Source organism: Streptomyces sp. NPDC031554 (genome assembly GCF_055580685.1).
In genome coordinates, this window is record NZ_JBVIKX010000007.1 from 144,464 (window position 1) to 159,924 (window position 15,461).

The window sequence follows — 15,461 nt, forward strand, 5'->3', positions numbered from 1 at the left end:
GGGGGGCCGGGTGCGGGGGGGGGGGGGGGTGGCGGTCCCGCCCGGCCGCCCGCTGGGGGGCCCGGGGGGCGCCTCGCCCCCCCGGGGGGGGGGGGGCGGGCCCCCCGCCCGGGCGGGGGACGGCCCGCCGTGGGCCGGCGGGCCGGACGACCGACCGGTCGGACCTCGGCCGGTCGGTCGGGCTCGGCCGGTCGTCCGGCTTCGGCCAATCGTCCGGGCCTCGGTACGGCCGGTCAGGCCGCGGTGAACCTGTCCCACGCGCGGTGCTCGCCCAGGAGGGGGGCGAGCTGCTCCAGGACGGCCGTGCCCGAGGAACCGGTGACGACGCCCGCCGCGTCGGCGGGCACCCCGGAGGCGTCCAGGACCGCCTCGCCGCCCGCCCAGGCACCGAGGGCCTTGCCGTGCCGGAAGGCCTCCGACACCAGCAGGCCGACACGCGGGTCCACGGCCGCCGGGCCCGCGGCGACGGGGAGCCCCTTGGCGTCACGGGCGCCGTAGGCGTCGCCGCCCACGGCGGGGGTGCCCGCCAGCAGCAGCGCGTCGAACTCGACGGACCGCGCGGTGGCGTAGGTGCGCTGCACGGTCAGGGGTCCCAGGGTGCCGCCGACCGGGCCGATCACCAGCGGGACCATGCCACCCTCGAGGACGGCGTCGCGCACGGCGCGCACCCCGTCGAGGTCGCCGTCGGGGCCCGCGACGATGCCGATGATCCGGCCGTCCGTGGGCCAGGCGCGGCCCACCTGCGACAGGGCCGGACTGGGCTCGACGTCCGCGAGCGGCACGGTCGGCTGCGGCGCCGGCAGACCGAGGCCCTTCGCCACCTCGCCGCACAGCTCCGGGTCGATGTTGGCCAGGACCTGCAACGCCCTTTCCCTGATGGCCTGTTCGTAGCACTTGGAGAGTTCGAAGGTGTAGGCGCCGATGATGTGCTCGCGCTCCACCGGGCTCATGCTGAGCCAGAACCGGCGCGGCTGGCTGAAGTGGTCCGCGAACGACTCGGGTGCCTCACGCACCTTGGTGGACGCGGGCAGCGGCACCGGCGTCTCGATGTAGGCACCGGCGTCGGCGCCGGCGGTGAACGGGCAGCCGCCGTCCAGGGAGTTGGGCCGGTAGGGGGCGACCCCCCGGTGCACGGCCGTCTGGTGCATGCCGTCGCGCAGCATGTCGTTGACCGGCGCGTGCGGCCGGTTGATGGGCAGCTGGGGGAAGTTGGGGCCGCCGAGCCGGGTGATCTGGGTGTCGAGGTAGGAGAACAGGCGCCCCGCCAGCAACGGGTCGTCGGTGACGTCGATGCCCGGCACCAGGTGGCCGACGTGGAAGGCGACCTGCTCGGTCTCGGCGAAGAAGTTCGACGGGTTGCGGTTGAGGGTCAGCAGCCCGACCGGCCGCACGGGGGCCAGTTCCTCGGGGACGAGGTTGGTCGGGTCCAGCAGGTCGATGCCCTCGAAGGTCTGCTCCGGGGTGTCCGGGAAGGTCTGGATGCCCAGCTCCCACTGGGGGTACGCGCCCGCCTCGATGGCGTCGGCGAGGTCCCGGCGGTGGAAGTCCGGGTCGACGCCGTTGATGATCTGCGCCTCCTCCCACACCAGGGAGTGCACGCCCAGCTTGGGCTTCCAGTGGAACTTCACCAGCGTCGTGCCGCCGTCGGCGGCGACCAGGCGGAAGGTGTGGACGCCGAAGCCCTCCATCGTGCGGTACGAGCGGGGGATGCCCCGGTCGGACATGTTCCACAGGGTGTGGTGGGTGGCCTCGGTGTGCAGGGTGACGAAGTCCCAGAAGGTGTCGTGCGCGCTCTGGGCCTGCGGGATCTCGCGGTCCGGGTGCGGTTTGCCCGCGTGGATGACGTCCGGGAACTTGATGGCGTCCTGGATGAAGAAGACCGGCATGTTGTTGCCGACCAGGTCGAAGACTCCCTCGCTGGTGTAGAACTTCGTCGCGAAACCGCGGGTGTCCCGCACGGTGTCGGACGAGCCGCGCGATCCCAGCACCGTGGAGAAGCGCACGAAGACGGGCGTCTCCTCCTCTTCCGCGAGGAAGGCGGCCTTGGTCACGGAGGCCGCCGTGCCGTAGCTCTGGAACACCCCGTGCGCCGCCGCGCCCCGGGCGTGCACCACCCGCTCCGGGATGCGCTCGTGGTCGAAGTGCATGACCTTCTCGCGCAGGTGGTGGTCCTGGAGCAGGACGGGGCCGCGGGGCCCGGCCTTGAGCGAGTGGTCGGTGTCGGGGAGGCGGGTCCCCTGCGCGTTCGTCAGGTAGCTGCCGGACTGCGCGACGCGGGCCTGGTCGGCTCCCGTGGGCTGTCCCGTCGGGGACACCGTGTCGGGTCCGCTCTGGTCCGGCTTCGGCGGGAGGGGGTCCGTCGGCCGGGTCGGTTCGGCGACCGGAGGGGACTGGAAGCCCGGCTTCCCGGGGATCCCGTCCTCCGGCCCCGCCCCGTCGGCGCGCAGGGTGTCGACGACCTTCTCCGCCGCCCGCTTGATGGGATTGCTCTCGCTCATCGCTTCCTTCGCTTCTCGACTCGTGGAGCGCGTGTGTGCCGGGGCCGCGCGGCGGTCCGGCCGCCGACGGCAGCGGGGGGCGTACGACGTCGGCCGCCACCTGCTCGCGGGTGGCGGCGGGCCGGGGACCACACGTCAAAGGCACACAAAGGCCTACGAAAAGGTGGTTCCGTGCATCAATCTGGCACGGTCGGGAGACCGCCGCAGTGGCTCGTCCACCAGTCGGGTGACCGACGGCGGCGGGCCCGGTCGGGCCGGAACGGTTCGCGCGCTCCGGCCGGACGTACCGGGCGGAAGGGGCGCTACGTCCCCTCCGGCCGCCCGGCGGGCCGGTAGTCCTCGGAGCGGACACCGGCTTCTTCCATCGCCTCGCGCATCGTGCGGCCCGATGCCGCGCCCGGACGGGGGGAACCCCCGGAATCGACGCCCCCGCCGATCACTTCGTCGCTCGTGTCGGTCTTCGTCCGATTCTCTTCCGGCACCGTCATCCCGGCCGTCCCTTCCGCGCACGTCGAACAGGTCGCGGGCCGAGTACCCGACGCCCGCGACGCACACACGCCGATTCCGGTCGCGGGATCCCGGACGGGCGGGCGGGCGGCCCGGCCCGCCGTGACCGGCACGGGCGCGGCGTTCCTCGGCCCCGCGCCCGGCGGGGTGCGAGGCCGGGGAACGGGACCGGGAGCGAAGGGCGGATGCGGTCAGGCGGTGCGGGCCGGCCCGACGGTGCGGGTGTGGTCAGACGGTCTCCAGTGAGCAGGTGCTGAGACCGGTGACGCGGTTGTCGCCGAAGCCGTACCCGGCGAAGGTGGCGATGTCGTGCGGTGCGAGGGTGCGGCACGGGGCCCACTGACCGTCGGCGTAGTCGACGGTCACGCTCACGGTGGTGTCGCAGTCGTTGACGACGGTGGTGTGGCGCCGGTCGGCGTAGTGGTGCGCGCAGTCGGGGGCCGGTGTCCCGGCCGGGCCGGCGGTCGCGGCACGGGAGGCCGCCGGACCCGTCAGCAGGACGGTGAGTGCGGCGGCGGCCGTGGCCGCGGCCTGTGCGAGGAGATGCGGCATGACTCTTCCCCAAGAGGTGAGGGCGGACGGTCGGATGACGGTGGAGCGTCCTGACGCGTCATCCTCACGGCTCCTCACCTCTTGCGCAAAGAGATGAAGGTGTTTTCAGACGTCGTCCAACCGTGAAGCAAAGCGGCTGCTCAGCACGGGTTCGACGTCTGCAAGTCCTGTCGGTCGACCTGGTGTCGCGGTCGGCCGGGGTGGTTCACTCGGGGCGGCCCCGCACCGCGAGGAAGTGCTGCGCGGGCAGGTTGCCGGCGGCGGCCGGGGACGGGATGACCGAGGCGAGATCGCGCTGGATCCGCTCGGCCTCGCCCCGCACCTGGGTCGGGATGTCGCCCCGCTCGGCGACGAGACGATGGAAGATCGGCGTTTCCTGGAACACGTAGGGACGTCACTTTCGGCAGACGGCGGCCCCGACAGGGCCAGTTGGTCCGGCGGACAGGCAGGGTCGACGGGGCGGGTCGACGCCGGTGTCGACCCCTGTCCACCGAGTCGGACCGGGTCACCGGACGCCGACTCGCTCCCACGCCGGTCGGGCAGGGGCCAGGACATCGTAGACGGGTGCGCGGGGGAGGCTTCCGCCGCCCTCCCCCACCGGGAGGAGCCCTCCCCCGGACCCGCCCGCGGACGGGACGGACCGGCCGCCGCGGACGGGACGGACCGGCGGTCCGTCACCCGGAAGGCCGTACGGGGAGCCACGTGCGGGCGCAATGACGGGCCGTGACGAATTCCTCCACTTAATGTCACTTGTCATGTTTTCACTTCAGAAACACCTGACGCGCCGTCCTGCGCGCGGACCGCTCCGTCCGGCCCGCCCCGCCCTGTGGTTCGGCCTGCCCGCCGCCGCTCTCCTGACCGTCATGGCCCCCGCCGCCGGGGCCGCCTCCGCCGCCCCCGCGCGGGCCGACTGGGACGCCATCGCCCGCTGCGAATCCGGCGGCGACTGGCGGGCCAACACCGGGAACGGCTACTACGGCGGCCTCCAGTTCTCCCAGCGCAGCTGGGTCGCCGCGGGCGGACTCAGACACGCGCCGCGAGCCGACCTGGCGAGCAGGAAGTCGCAGATCGCCGTCGCCCGCCGGCTCGCGGCGATGCAGGGCATGAACGCCTGGGGCTGTGCGTGAACGTCCGCCCCGAACCTCTCGGTGCCCCCGCCTACGGGGGCGCCGGGATCTCCTGTTCGGCCCAGATGATCTTGCCGCCGGGTGTGTAGCGCGCACCCCAGCGGTGCGCGAGCTGGGCGACGAGGAACAGGCCCCGGCCCCCCTCGTCCGTGCTGCGGGCGTGCCGGAGCCGGGGGGCCGTACTGCTGGCGTCGCAGACCTCGCAGGTCAGCCGGGCGTCTCGGAGCAGGCGGAGCCGGATGGGGGGAACGGCGTGCCGGATCGCGTTGGTGACCAGCTCGCTCACGACGAGTTCGGTCGTCATCGCGAGGTCCCCCAGCCCCCACGCCTCCACCTGGCGGGTCGCGCGGGCCCGTACGTCGGCGACGGCGGCCGGGTCCACGGGGACCTCCCAGGACACCACGTCGGCGGCGCCCAGGGCGTGGGTGCGGGCCAGGAGCAGGGCGACGTCGTCGGGCCGGGGCGCGGGCACGAGGTGCCGTACCGCCGTCGAGCACAGGGTGTCGAGGTCGCCGTCCGGGTGGGCCAGCAGCTCGCCGAGCCGGGTCATGCCCCGTTCCATGTCGTGGTCGGCCCCTTCGATGAGGCCGTCGGTGTAGAGGCCCAGAAGGCTGTTCTCGGCGAGTTCGATCTCGGTGGTCTCGAAGCCCATGCCGCCGAGTCCGAGCGGGGGCCCGGCGGGCACCTCCGGGAAGGTGACCCGTCCGTCGGGCGAGACCACGACGGGGGGCGGGTGCCCGGCCCGGGCGATCGAGCACCGCCGGGTGACGGGGTCGTAGACGGCGTAGAGGCACGTCGCGCCGAGGAAGGTCGCCGCCGCCGTGCGGACCGCCTCCTCGTCGCTGCCCTCCGCGCTCAGCCGGAGCACCAGGTCGTCGAGGTGCGCCAGCAGTTCGTCCGGGGGCATCTCCATGTCGGCGAGGGTCTGTACGGCGGTGCGCAGCCGGCCCATCGTCGCCGCGGCGGTGATGCCGTGCCCCACCACGTCCCCGACCACCAGGCCCACGCGGGCCCCGGAGAGCGGGATGACGTCGAACCAGTCGCCGCCCACGCCGTCCGTCGGGTCGGCCGGCAGATAGCTGGAGGCGACCTCCAGCGCCGAACCGCCGATCAGGACGTCCGGCAGCAGGCTGCGCTGCAGGGTGACGGCGGCCGTGTGCTCCCGGGTGTAGCGCCGCGCGTTGTCGACGCACAGGGCCGCCCGCGCGACCAGCTCCCGGGCCAGCAGCACGTCGTCGGGCTGGAAGGAGACCGGGTTGAGCGAGCGGACGAACGTGGTGACCCCCAGGACGGTGTTCCGCGCCCGCATCGGCACGGAGATCAGCGAGTGCAGCCCGAACTCCCGGACCCGCTCCGCGCGTGCGGGTTCCGCCGCCACCCACAGGTCCTCGGAGGGGTCGAGGACCGGGATGAGGATCGCGTCCCCCGCCAGCAGCAGGTTCATCCCGTGCGGCGGCGGGAGGAAGCCCACCCGGTCGCCGATCCGCGCCACCGCCTCCGGGCAGCCCTCGCGCACCGAGCTCAGCGCGGCGCGGCGCATCACCGGTCTGGCGGGCGCCGGGCCCGCGTCGGTCAGCCACGCGCCGTGCCCCTCGGTGCTGAGGACCGTCTCCAGGAGATCGACGATGACGAAGTCGGCGAGGCCCGGAACGGCGAAGTCGGCGAGTTCCTGGGCCGTCCGCATCACGTCCAGGGTCGTGCCGACGCAGGTTCCGGCCTCGTTGACCATCGACAGCAGGCGGCGCGCGTTCCACCGCTCGGTGACGTCCAGGACCACGTAGCAGACGCCGGTGACCGCGTCGTGGTCGTCCAGCAGCGGGAAGAACGAGGTCGAGTAGGCGTGCTGCCGGCGCGGGTCGGCCCAGCTCCATCCCACGTACTCGTAGTCGGTGACCGGGGCGCCCGTCTCCAGGACCTTGCGCATCAGGCGTTCGAGGGTCTCCGCCTGGAGGCCGGGGAGCAACTCGCTCAGCCGGCGTCCCAGCCGCTGCTCGCGGGGGATGCCGCCGTAGTGCTCCAGGGTGTCGTTCAGCCACACGTACCGCAGGTCCAGGTCCATCACCGCCATGCCGATCGGCGAGCGGGTCAGGAATCCGTCGACGACGGACCGGCCGACCGTCCACCGCGTCCGCCGCTCACGGGCCGAGAGCAGGAAGCACTCGTCGTCGCCCAGGCGGAAGGAGGCGGAGACGCGCAGGTCGACGTCGAGGGGACGGCCGTCGCGGTGGCGCAGGCAGACGTGCCCGTTCCAGCCCATTCCGGCGCGGCAGCGCCCGGCGACGCCGGCCACCCGCGCCGGGTCGGCGGGCATCGCCACCAGGCGCGCGGCGGGTCCGCCGACCACCTCGTCCGCCGGGCGGCCGAGCAGCGCTTCGGCCCCGCGGGTCCAGCCCACGACGACACCGCCGACGGTGACGACGGCCACCGCGTCGGTGGACGCGTCGAGGACGCCGTCGGCTCCACCGGCCGGCGACCCGCCGGACTCCCCGGCCGCCGCCCCGTCCGCAACACCGTCGGGCCCACCGGCCCCCGCCCCGCCTCCCGCCCCGCCCCGCTCACCGGAGGGCCCCACCGGGCCGGCGGCCGACGGGTCGCCGGGCACGCCTCCGGAGCCGTCGCGCGGCCGGTCACCGGAACCCCCGCCGGGATCGGCACGCGGCCGGTCGTCGGGAGCCTCCCCGGGGCCGGCGGGCGGCGGGTCGCCGGGCACGTCCCCGGGGCCGACGGGCGCGGGCCCGCCGGGGACGTGTCCGGGTCCGTCGGGCGGCGGACCCTTGGGAGTGTCTCGAGCAGATTCCATGGCTGCCATCCTCTTCACGACCATGGTCCTGCTAGTCCGGCCGATACGCACGGCACCGGCCGGTCCGGCCGGTGCCGTCGGCGGCCCGGTTTCCGGGATCCGCCGTGCGGGGGGAGCATGGAAGGGCCGGTGCCCGCGTGCCGGGTGCGCGGCGGTACGGACCGTCGCCGCCCCGTCGCGCCGACCGGTGGAGGAGGCTCAGGGATGACGTCCGATTCCTTCCGGCCCGGCCGCGACCCGTACGGTTTCGAGCCGCCCCGCACCACCGGTCTGCTGGACATGCTGAGCGTCGCGGCGGTGGTCCTCGACGCCGAGGGACGCATCGTCTTCTGGACGCCGCAGGCCGAGGAGCTGTTCGGCTACACCGCGGCGGAGGCCCTGGGCGCGTACGCGGCGCGGCTGTTCATCGACCCCGAGCATCTGCAGGCCGTCGTACGGCTGTTCGCGGAGGTGCTGGAGACCGGACGCGGCTGGGCCGGCGCGTTCCCCGTCCGGCACAAGGACGGCGGCAGCCGTCTGGTGGAGTTCCGCAACATCCGGCTGCAGGACGATCTGGGGGACGTCTACGCCCTGGGCATCGTGGCCGATCACCAGCTTCTCCAGCGCGTCGAGACCGACCTCGCGCTGTGCGAGCGGCTCATCGACCAGTCGCCGATCGGCCTGGCCCTCGTCGACACCGACCTGCGGTACCTGCTCGTCAACCCGGCGCTGGAGCGCATCGACGGCATCCCCGCCGGGGAGCACGTCGCGCGCCGCCTGCGGGAGGCGCTGCCCCTGCCCGACGTCGACACCGTCGAGTCGGCGCTGCGGCAGGTGATCGCCACCGGCACCCCGCTGCTCGACCAGTTCCACGTGGGCCGCCCGCCCACCGACCCCGACCACGAGCACGCGTGGTCGCTGTCCTTCTACCGGCTGGAGGATCCGGGCGGCAAGGTCCTGGGCGCGGCCCTCTCGCTGGTCGACGTCACCGAACGCCACCTCGCGGCCGCCGAGGCCGACCGGGCCCGCAGACGCCTGGCGCTCATCGCCGACGCCTCCACGCGCGTGGGCACCACGCTGGAGGTGGAGCACACCGCCCGGGAGCTCGCCGAGATCGCCGCGCCGCAACTCGCCGACGTGGCCGCCGTCGACATCCTCGACTCGGCGCTGGCCTGCCGCAGCAGACGCCGGCCGGACGACGGGCCCGAGCTCTTCCGCGCCCTCGCGCTCAAGGCCTCCCACTCCACCGTGGCGGAGCTCGCCGCCGACCCGCCGGGCGACCTCACCACGTACGAGGGCGACCGTCTGGTCACCCTGTGCGTGCACAGCGGCCGGCCGGTCCTGGTGCCGCACGTGGGCGAGCGCGATCTGCCGCGCATCGCCCGCAGCGCCGAGGCCTGCGCGCTCCTGGCCCGGGCCGGTGTGCACTCGTACCTCGCCGTCCCGCTGATCGCCCACGGCGAGGTGCTGGGCGCCCTGGACCTGAAGCGCACCCGCAACCCGCTCCCGTTCGACGAGGACGACGTCGTCCTCGCCGCCGAGCTGGCCGGCCGCGCCGCCGTGGCCATCGACAACGCGCGCTGGTTCCAGAGCGTGCGCAACACCGCCCTGACCCTCCAGCGCAGTCTGCTGCCCGACCACCCGCCCCGGCACCCGGGTCTGGAGCTGGCCTCGCGCTACCAGCCCGCGCAGGCCACCAGCGAGGTGGGCGGCGACTGGTACGACGTCATCCCCCTCACCGACGGCAAGACGGCACTGGTCGTCGGCGACGTGATGGGCAACGGCATCGACGCGGCCGCCACCATGGGCCGGCTGCGTACCGCCACCTGCGCGTACGCGGACCTCGAACTCGATCCCGGATCGGTCCTCCAGCACCTCGACAGGATCACCCGCGGCCTGGAGCACTACATCGTCACCTGTCTCTACGCCGTCTACGACCCCCGCACGGGCCGGTGCCGGATCGCCAACGCCGGCCACATGCCGCCCGCGCTGGCCGGCCCCGGTCACGAGCCCCGGCTGCTCGACCTGCCCACCGGGGCCCCGCTGGGGGTCGGCGGCGTGGCCTTCGAGACCACCACGACCGACCTGGTCCCCGGCGACATGCTGGTCCTCTACACCGACGGCCTCGTGGAGACCCGTCACCACTCCATCGACGACCGCCTCGAGGTGATGCTCGGCTTCCTCGACGAGCCGGGGCGCCCCCTGGAGGAGACCTGCGACCTGCTCCTGCACGGCCTGCGCCACCCCGAGGACCACGACGACGTCGCCCTTCTCATCGCCCGGACGGCGTAGTCGACGTCGCGTCAGGGACCGCCCCGCACCTCCCGGGCACGCCCTCCCGCGCCCAGGCCTCCCAGCGGTCGATCACCCATCGCCGGAGGGTCCGAGACATTGAAAAACCTACTTTCAGAACCTACGTAACTTTTGCATCATTTCGGTCAATGCAGTCAACTCGGTAGCGGAAGCCGTCCGATCCAGAGACAGAGGGAGATGGTGGACATGGCAACCACCGACCACCGCATCGACGAGCTCACCGGCCTGCGGGCCGACGACCTCGAGGCGGTGCTCGACCCCGCCGAGCCCGACGGGGTCTTCCGTGACAGCAGGGAGTGCGCCGCGCTGGCGCTGGCCCACGGCGGGGGCTCGCTCCTGCTGTCCCCGCCCACCCCGCGGCCCAAGAAGGGCTGACGGAGCGACGGGAGCAGGCAATGGAGCAGTCAGGCACTTCACCCCTTTTGCTGGGTACGGTGCAGGACCTCGCTGCCGGTGTGGTCTCCGCCCTTCGGGGCGGGGGCCACGCTCCGTCGGCGGGCCGTACGGCCGTCGACGGCAGCCGCGAGCACCTCCTGCCGGCCGCCGTGCGCGTGACGGGAGCCGATCTCCTCCTGCCGCACGTCCTGCTGCGCACCCGGCCGGACGAAGCGGAACTCGCCCTGTTCCGCGCGGCCGTGGAAGCCTTCCCGCCCCGCGCGGACACCGCCCCGGCCATCCGCTGGAGCCACTGGGCGATGGCCCGCGCGCTCCACCGGTACGCGCCGTCCCGTCCGGGCGGGCGCGACGGCGGCACACCGCCGGAACCGGACGCGGCCTGGCTCGACGACGCCCCCTGGCAGACCCTGACGCACCAGCTCGCGGTTCTGGCGGCGCTGGCGCTGCCCGGCGAGGACTGCGCGGTGGTCCGCGCCGCCCGCCGCCGGCCCGTGGACGTCGCCCGGGGTTTCGTCCGGGCGGTACGGCGCAGGGACTGGCGGCAGGCCGCCGGAGCGGGACGCTGGCTGACCCTGCTCGACGGGGTGCCCGCGACACTCGGACTCGAGGCCGGAATCGACTTCGTGGAGCTCATGGGCGGCACCGACCCGCGCGTCGGCCTCCAGGTGCAGGCGGCCCGGTCGCTGCGGACCGGAGCCTCCGTATGACGCCGCTCACCGGGGGCACGGACTCCGACGGGACGCCCGCCCACCTCCGCACGGCCCGCCGGGTGGAGGAGGACGCCCTCGCCTGGATGTCCGCGCACCACGACCGCTTCTCCCTCGGCGCGGACGCGTTGGCGCCGGACGGTGCGGTGAACGGCAGTTGGAAACCCCTCGGGGAACTGGCGCGGGTCTGTGCGAGCCTCTCCCCGCTCACTCCGCCCTCCGACCCCCTGCACGCCGCCGTGCACGACCTCCTGGCACACGCCTGGCGGCAGACCGGGGAGGGTGAGCTCTTCGTCCGCCTGCAGCGGTTCGAACCCTTCGCCACCTACCCCCTGGAGGTGTACGCCGCGTTCGCCTCCGCCGGGCTGCGGCACGCGGGTTACGAGGCGGCGGCGGCCGCGATGACCCGTTCACGCGGCTGGCGGCTCACCGAGCAGGACCCGACCCGGCGGCTCGGCGTGCTCGCCGCGGAGCGGCGCATCGGCGTCCACCGCCACGAGGACGCCCACCGGTCGCTGGGCCGCACCTGGCTGGGCGGGCTCCCGGAGCCCTGGGCCTTCGAGCGCCCCTCCGGTTACGCGCTCACCCACGTGGTGTTCCACCTGACCGACTGGGGCTGCCGCCCGGAGGACGTCCCCGCGGATCTGAGGGAGTATCTGGCCGACTGGCTGCCCGCGTGGCTCGACACCTGCCTCGACGCCGGCCTGTGGGACCTCGGCTGCGAACTGCTCGCCGTGGCGGCGAGCCTGCCCGGCCCCCTCTCCCCCGCCGCGGCGGGACACGCCTGGGACCGGATCGCGGCGGCCCGGCACGCCGACGGCGCGCTCCCGGAGGAACGCCGGTCCGGCGCGTCCGGCACGGCTCCCTCCGGCGCACCGCCCGGATCCGCGTCCGACTTCGCGGACTGTTACCACTCCACGCTGATGGCCGCCTTCGCCGCGGCCCTGGCCATCGGGCAGCACCGGCGCGGCGAGGGCGCGACCGCTCCGTGCGACCGCAGGGAAGGAGCCCTGGGATGACCGACACCCGGCTGGTCCACACCGTCGGCGTCCGCGCCCTGGAGTGGCTGTGGGCCCATCGCGAGGGCTTCCGCATGGAGCCGGACGTGGACCCCGAAGTGGGCTTCCTGGACCGGCTCAAGCCGGTCGGTGAACTCGCCCTGGTCTGCAAGGTGCTGTTCCGCGAGGGCGTGGCGGGGGCCCGGCAGGCCGAGCTGGCGCGCAGGCTCCTCGACCACGCCTGGCGGGACACGCTCGACGGCGGGGCGGTGCTGGTGCGGGCCCAGCGCATCGAGCCGATCTCCCCCGTCCCGTTCGAGGTGTACCTGCCGTTCAGGGAACTGGGCCACAGCCGGCCCGAGATCGAGCGCGCCACCGTCCTGAACCACCGGACCGGCAGCTGGTCGGCGTTCGAGACGACACCGACCCGGCAGCTGGGCCTGTCCGCCTTCCAACGGCGGTTCGGGCTGGTCCCCCGCCCGCCGGAGGCCGACGCCTTCACCGGGACCTGGCTGGCGCGCACCCCGGAACCGTGGACGGTGGAGGGGCACATCGCCTACGACGTCACGCACGCCGTGTTCCACCTGACCGACTGGGGCGAGCGGCCCGACGGCCTGCCGCCCCGCGTCGCCGCCTACCTGGCCGACTGGCTGCCCGTGTGGCTGGACGACTGGCTGGACCTGCGGCGCTGGGACCTGCTGGGCGAGTTGCTGGTCGTCGACGCCTGTCTGCCGCGGCCCACCCTCGACGAGCGGGCCTGGGCGGGTTTCGCCGCGGCACAGCAGGCCGACGGCGCGATGCCCGCGCTGCGTTCGATGCCCGACGGCGATTCCGACCAGGTCTTCGACGCCGTCTACCACCCCACGCTGGTCGCCGCGTTCGCCTCGGCCCTGGCCACGTCCCGCGCCCTGTCCGCGCTGGCGCACGCCGCGTCATGAGCGCCCGCACCGCCCCGTGGCCGGGCCTCCCCGCGGACGACGCCGTCCAGGCGCCGCACGGCACGCACCCGTCGGCCCGGCCGGACGGACGGCCCTGGGCGGAGCGGCTGGCCGAGGCGGTCGACACCGTCGGGGCACCCGACGCCGTCTTCGCCGTGTCCCAATACGGCCAGCGCGTCCTTCGCGGCGGCGGCACCGGACCGCCGCCGCCCGTGCCCCGCGGCGACCTGCGCTACGAACTGGGCTCCGCCTCCAAGGCGTTCACGGCCCTGGTCCTCGCCCGGCTGATCCGGAACGGCGCGCTGACCGGTGGCGAACCGGCCGTCGCCTGTCTGCGCCCGGGCCGGGCGCCGGGGGCGTCGCCCGTCACCCTCGCGCATCTCGTCACCCACACGTCGGGACTGCCCGCGCTGCCCCCCGACTTCTTCGTCCGGGCCCTGCCCGCCTGGCGCACCGCCCCCTACGCCCGCTACCCGGGCCCGCGCGTGGTCGACGCCTTCCTGCGGCACCGGCCCCGGCACCGGCCCGGGACGCGGTGGCACTACTCCAACTTCGGCGTCGCGGTGCTCGGCCACGCCGTCGCCGCGGCCACCCGTACGCCCTGGGAGGAGCTGCTCGCCGAGCACGTCCTGGAGCCCCTGGCCCTGGGCTCGACGGGGACACGGCCGCGAGGACCGGGCGAGGACGCCGTCGGGCACGGCAAGGACGGCCGCACCCCCGTCCCGCCCTTCGACGCGGGCGGCTTCGGGGCGGCCGGCGCCGTCCGGGCCGCGCCGCACGACCTGCTGACCTTCCTGGAGGCCCATCTCGACCCGCTCGGGACCGCGCAGGCCGACGCGCTGCTGTCGGTGCGTACCCCGGTCCTGCGACGCGGCCTCGGCCACCGGCACGTGCACACGGTGGGCTGGTTCCGTCACCCCACGGACCGGGGGCCGATGTACTTCCACAGCGGGGCGACCATGGGCCAGCAGGCCTTCCTCGGCTTCCGGCCCGACACGGGCACGGCACTGGCGGCGGTGTGCACCCGCCGGTTCCGCGCCCGCGACCCGTTCGTGGCCACCGCCTACGCGCTCCTCGCGCAGGAATGACGAGGAGGGAGGAGGGGGCGGGCGGATCCGGCACGGGGCGGCCGGGTCCGGCGGCGGAATCCGTTCCGCCGCCGGACCCCGCGCGAGCCGGCGGTCAGGCGCGCTGCCACAGTGCCGGGGCGGCCTGCGGCGATCCCGCGCCCTGCGCCTGGTGGTTCTGCAGGCACCGGTAGTCGACCCCGCCGAAGGAGACGGTCTCCCCCACCTCGTAGACCCGGCCGGGGGCCCAGGTGTCGGTGGAGGTGCCCGGCTGCGGAGCGGGCGTGACGGCGTCGCCCGCGGTCCTCAGGGTCAGCCCGTACTGGCTCAGCAGGGGGTTGACCGGCTGGAAGAACGTGGTGCCGCCGCGCGTGCAGTCCCCCGAGCCGCCCGAGGTGACGCCCTGGGCCTGGGTCCCGGCCAGGAACGGCCCGCCGGAGTCGCCGGGTTCGGCGCACACCGTCGTGCGGGACAGGCCGTCGACGGTGCCCTGCGGGTAGGTGACGCTCACGTCGTGCTGCTCGAGCGTGCCGCAGTGCCAGCCGCTCGTCGAGCCGGAGCGGCACACCGCCGTGCCCACGAGCGCCTGGACCGAGCCGGACACCTGGATCCTCGCGCCGCCCTCCCCCTTGACGTCGGGGGTGGCGGTCCAGGCGTCGTTCACGCCCACCCAGGCCATGTCCCTGCCCGGGAAGACGGACGCCTGGAACGTCCCCTGGTCGGTCTGGTCGAAGCCCTTCGTCGTGGCCCCGGCGTCGCCGCAGTGGCCCGCCGTGGCGAAGCCCTGCTGCTCGGCCCTGGTGACGGAGAAGCCCACGGAGCAGCGGGCGGTGTCGTCGATGTAGTAGGCGTCGCCGCCGACGACGTCGGCCATCGGGCGCGGGCGTTCAGCGGACACCCGGATGCCGAGTCGCTCGCCCTGGACGCCGGCCGCCTCGATGAAGGCGGTCGCGGCCGACCGGCTGGTCGCCTGGACCACGACCCGGTTCGCCCGGACGTCGACGTACCAGACGGGCGTCTCGGTGGTCCGGACCCGGCCGGCCGCCCCGTCGAGGGTCTCCTTGAGGGAGAGCAGGCCGCTGAGGGGGGTGGTGACGACGGCGGCCCGGGCGCCCTCGGCGCGGATCGCGGGGACGTCGGCCGCGTCGGTGGTGGCGACCGTGAGGCCGTCGGAGGTCCGGCCGGTCACCCACGCCCCGGCGAAGCGCGCGCCCAGCGCGTTGTGGAGCCGGCCGGCCCGCGGGCCCGCCTCGGCTTCGTTGGCCAGGCGCGCGACGGCCTGCCCGGGCGTCAGGCGCAGGTCGCGCTGGAGGGCGCTCAGCACCTCCCGCGGGGGTTGCTCGGCTCCGGGCGTGCGGGCGGCGGCGGTTCCGGGCCGTGCGGAGTGCGACGGTCCGGCGGCCGCGACCGCCGGGACGGCCGCCAGGACGAGGGCGCTGACGGCGGTCAGGGCGGCGCGGCGTCTGCCGGCGGCGGGTCGGGCAACCATGCGGAGTGTCTCCTCGGGTCGGGGTCGGATGACGCGAGGCCTTGCCCGTGGGACGCGAAGAGATGCCGGAGGAGGGAAGGTTTAGCGGCT

12 protein-coding genes are annotated in these 15,461 nt (G+C 74.8%); 7 read left to right on the plus strand and 5 right to left on the minus strand.

What is annotated here, in order from left to right; genetic code table 11:
• Positions 1-233: 233 nt before the first annotated feature.
• The 3 genes from ACZ5FU_RS19920 to ACZ5FU_RS19930 form a co-directional block, all read right to left on the minus strand.
• Entirely contained in the window at positions 234-2,498 is a 2,265-nt protein-coding gene (locus ACZ5FU_RS19920; RefSeq protein WP_451528553.1) for a catalase, read from the minus strand.
• 735 nt (positions 2,499-3,233) lie between these two features.
• Positions 3,234-3,557 (minus strand): alpha-amylase, encoded by a 324-nt coding sequence (locus ACZ5FU_RS19925; RefSeq protein ID WP_468646392.1) that lies wholly within the window; start codon positions 3,555-3,557, stop codon positions 3,234-3,236.
• Between the two features lie 205 nt (positions 3,558-3,762).
• A complete protein-coding gene (locus ACZ5FU_RS19930; protein WP_451528556.1) occupies positions 3,763-3,942 on the minus strand; it encodes a hypothetical protein in 180 nt (59 codons plus the stop codon).
• Positions 3,943-4,420: 478 nt separating this feature from the next.
• Between ACZ5FU_RS19930 and ACZ5FU_RS19935 the strand changes: the two genes are divergently transcribed.
• The gene (locus ACZ5FU_RS19935; RefSeq protein ID WP_451528642.1) at positions 4,421-4,684 is read left to right on the plus strand and encodes a transglycosylase family protein; all 264 of its coding nucleotides are present in this window, start codon (positions 4,421-4,423) and stop codon (positions 4,682-4,684) included.
• A 31-nt stretch (positions 4,685-4,715) separates the two neighbouring features.
• Here the strand turns inward: ACZ5FU_RS19935 and ACZ5FU_RS19940 are convergent, their stop codons facing one another.
• Complete coding sequence (locus tag ACZ5FU_RS19940; RefSeq protein ID WP_469045966.1) at positions 4,716-7,484, minus strand: SpoIIE family protein phosphatase; 2,769 nt, start codon at positions 7,482-7,484, stop codon at positions 4,716-4,718.
• Between the two features lie 204 nt (positions 7,485-7,688).
• Between ACZ5FU_RS19940 and ACZ5FU_RS19945 the strand changes: the two genes are divergently transcribed.
• The 6 genes from ACZ5FU_RS19945 (at position 7,689) to ACZ5FU_RS19970 (ending at position 13,903) form a co-directional block, all read left to right on the plus strand.
• On the plus strand, positions 7,689-9,755 hold the full coding sequence (locus tag ACZ5FU_RS19945) for a SpoIIE family protein phosphatase (protein ID WP_451779855.1): 2,067 nt from the start codon (positions 7,689-7,691) through the stop codon (positions 9,753-9,755).
• Between the two features lie 207 nt (positions 9,756-9,962).
• The gene (locus ACZ5FU_RS19950; protein WP_451528559.1) at positions 9,963-10,151 is read left to right on the plus strand and encodes a hypothetical protein; all 189 of its coding nucleotides are present in this window, start codon (positions 9,963-9,965) and stop codon (positions 10,149-10,151) included.
• 20 nt (positions 10,152-10,171) lie between these two features.
• Positions 10,172-10,879, plus strand: coding sequence for a hypothetical protein (locus tag ACZ5FU_RS19955; RefSeq protein ID WP_451528560.1), 708 nt, complete (start codon positions 10,172-10,174; stop codon positions 10,877-10,879).
• A complete protein-coding gene (locus ACZ5FU_RS19960; protein ID WP_469045968.1) occupies positions 10,876-11,898 on the plus strand; it encodes a DUF6895 family protein in 1,023 nt (340 codons plus the stop codon). The genes ACZ5FU_RS19955 and ACZ5FU_RS19960 overlap by 4 nt, the downstream gene beginning before the upstream one ends.
• Positions 11,895-12,815, plus strand: coding sequence for a DUF6895 family protein (locus tag ACZ5FU_RS19965; protein ID WP_469045970.1), 921 nt, complete (start codon positions 11,895-11,897; stop codon positions 12,813-12,815). Before ACZ5FU_RS19960 ends, ACZ5FU_RS19965 begins: the two co-directional genes overlap by 4 nt.
• Positions 12,812-13,903: a serine hydrolase domain-containing protein gene (locus tag ACZ5FU_RS19970; protein WP_469045972.1), complete on the plus strand. Its 1,092-nt coding sequence runs from the start codon at positions 12,812-12,814 to the stop codon at positions 13,901-13,903. Before ACZ5FU_RS19965 ends, ACZ5FU_RS19970 begins: the two co-directional genes overlap by 4 nt.
• Positions 13,904-13,997: 94 nt before the next feature.
• Here ACZ5FU_RS19970 and ACZ5FU_RS19975 read toward each other — a convergent pair whose 3' ends face one another.
• Complete coding sequence (locus ACZ5FU_RS19975) at positions 13,998-15,371, minus strand: trypsin-like serine protease (protein WP_451528564.1); 1,374 nt, start codon at positions 15,369-15,371, stop codon at positions 13,998-14,000.
• Between the last annotated feature and the right edge of the window lie 90 nt (positions 15,372-15,461).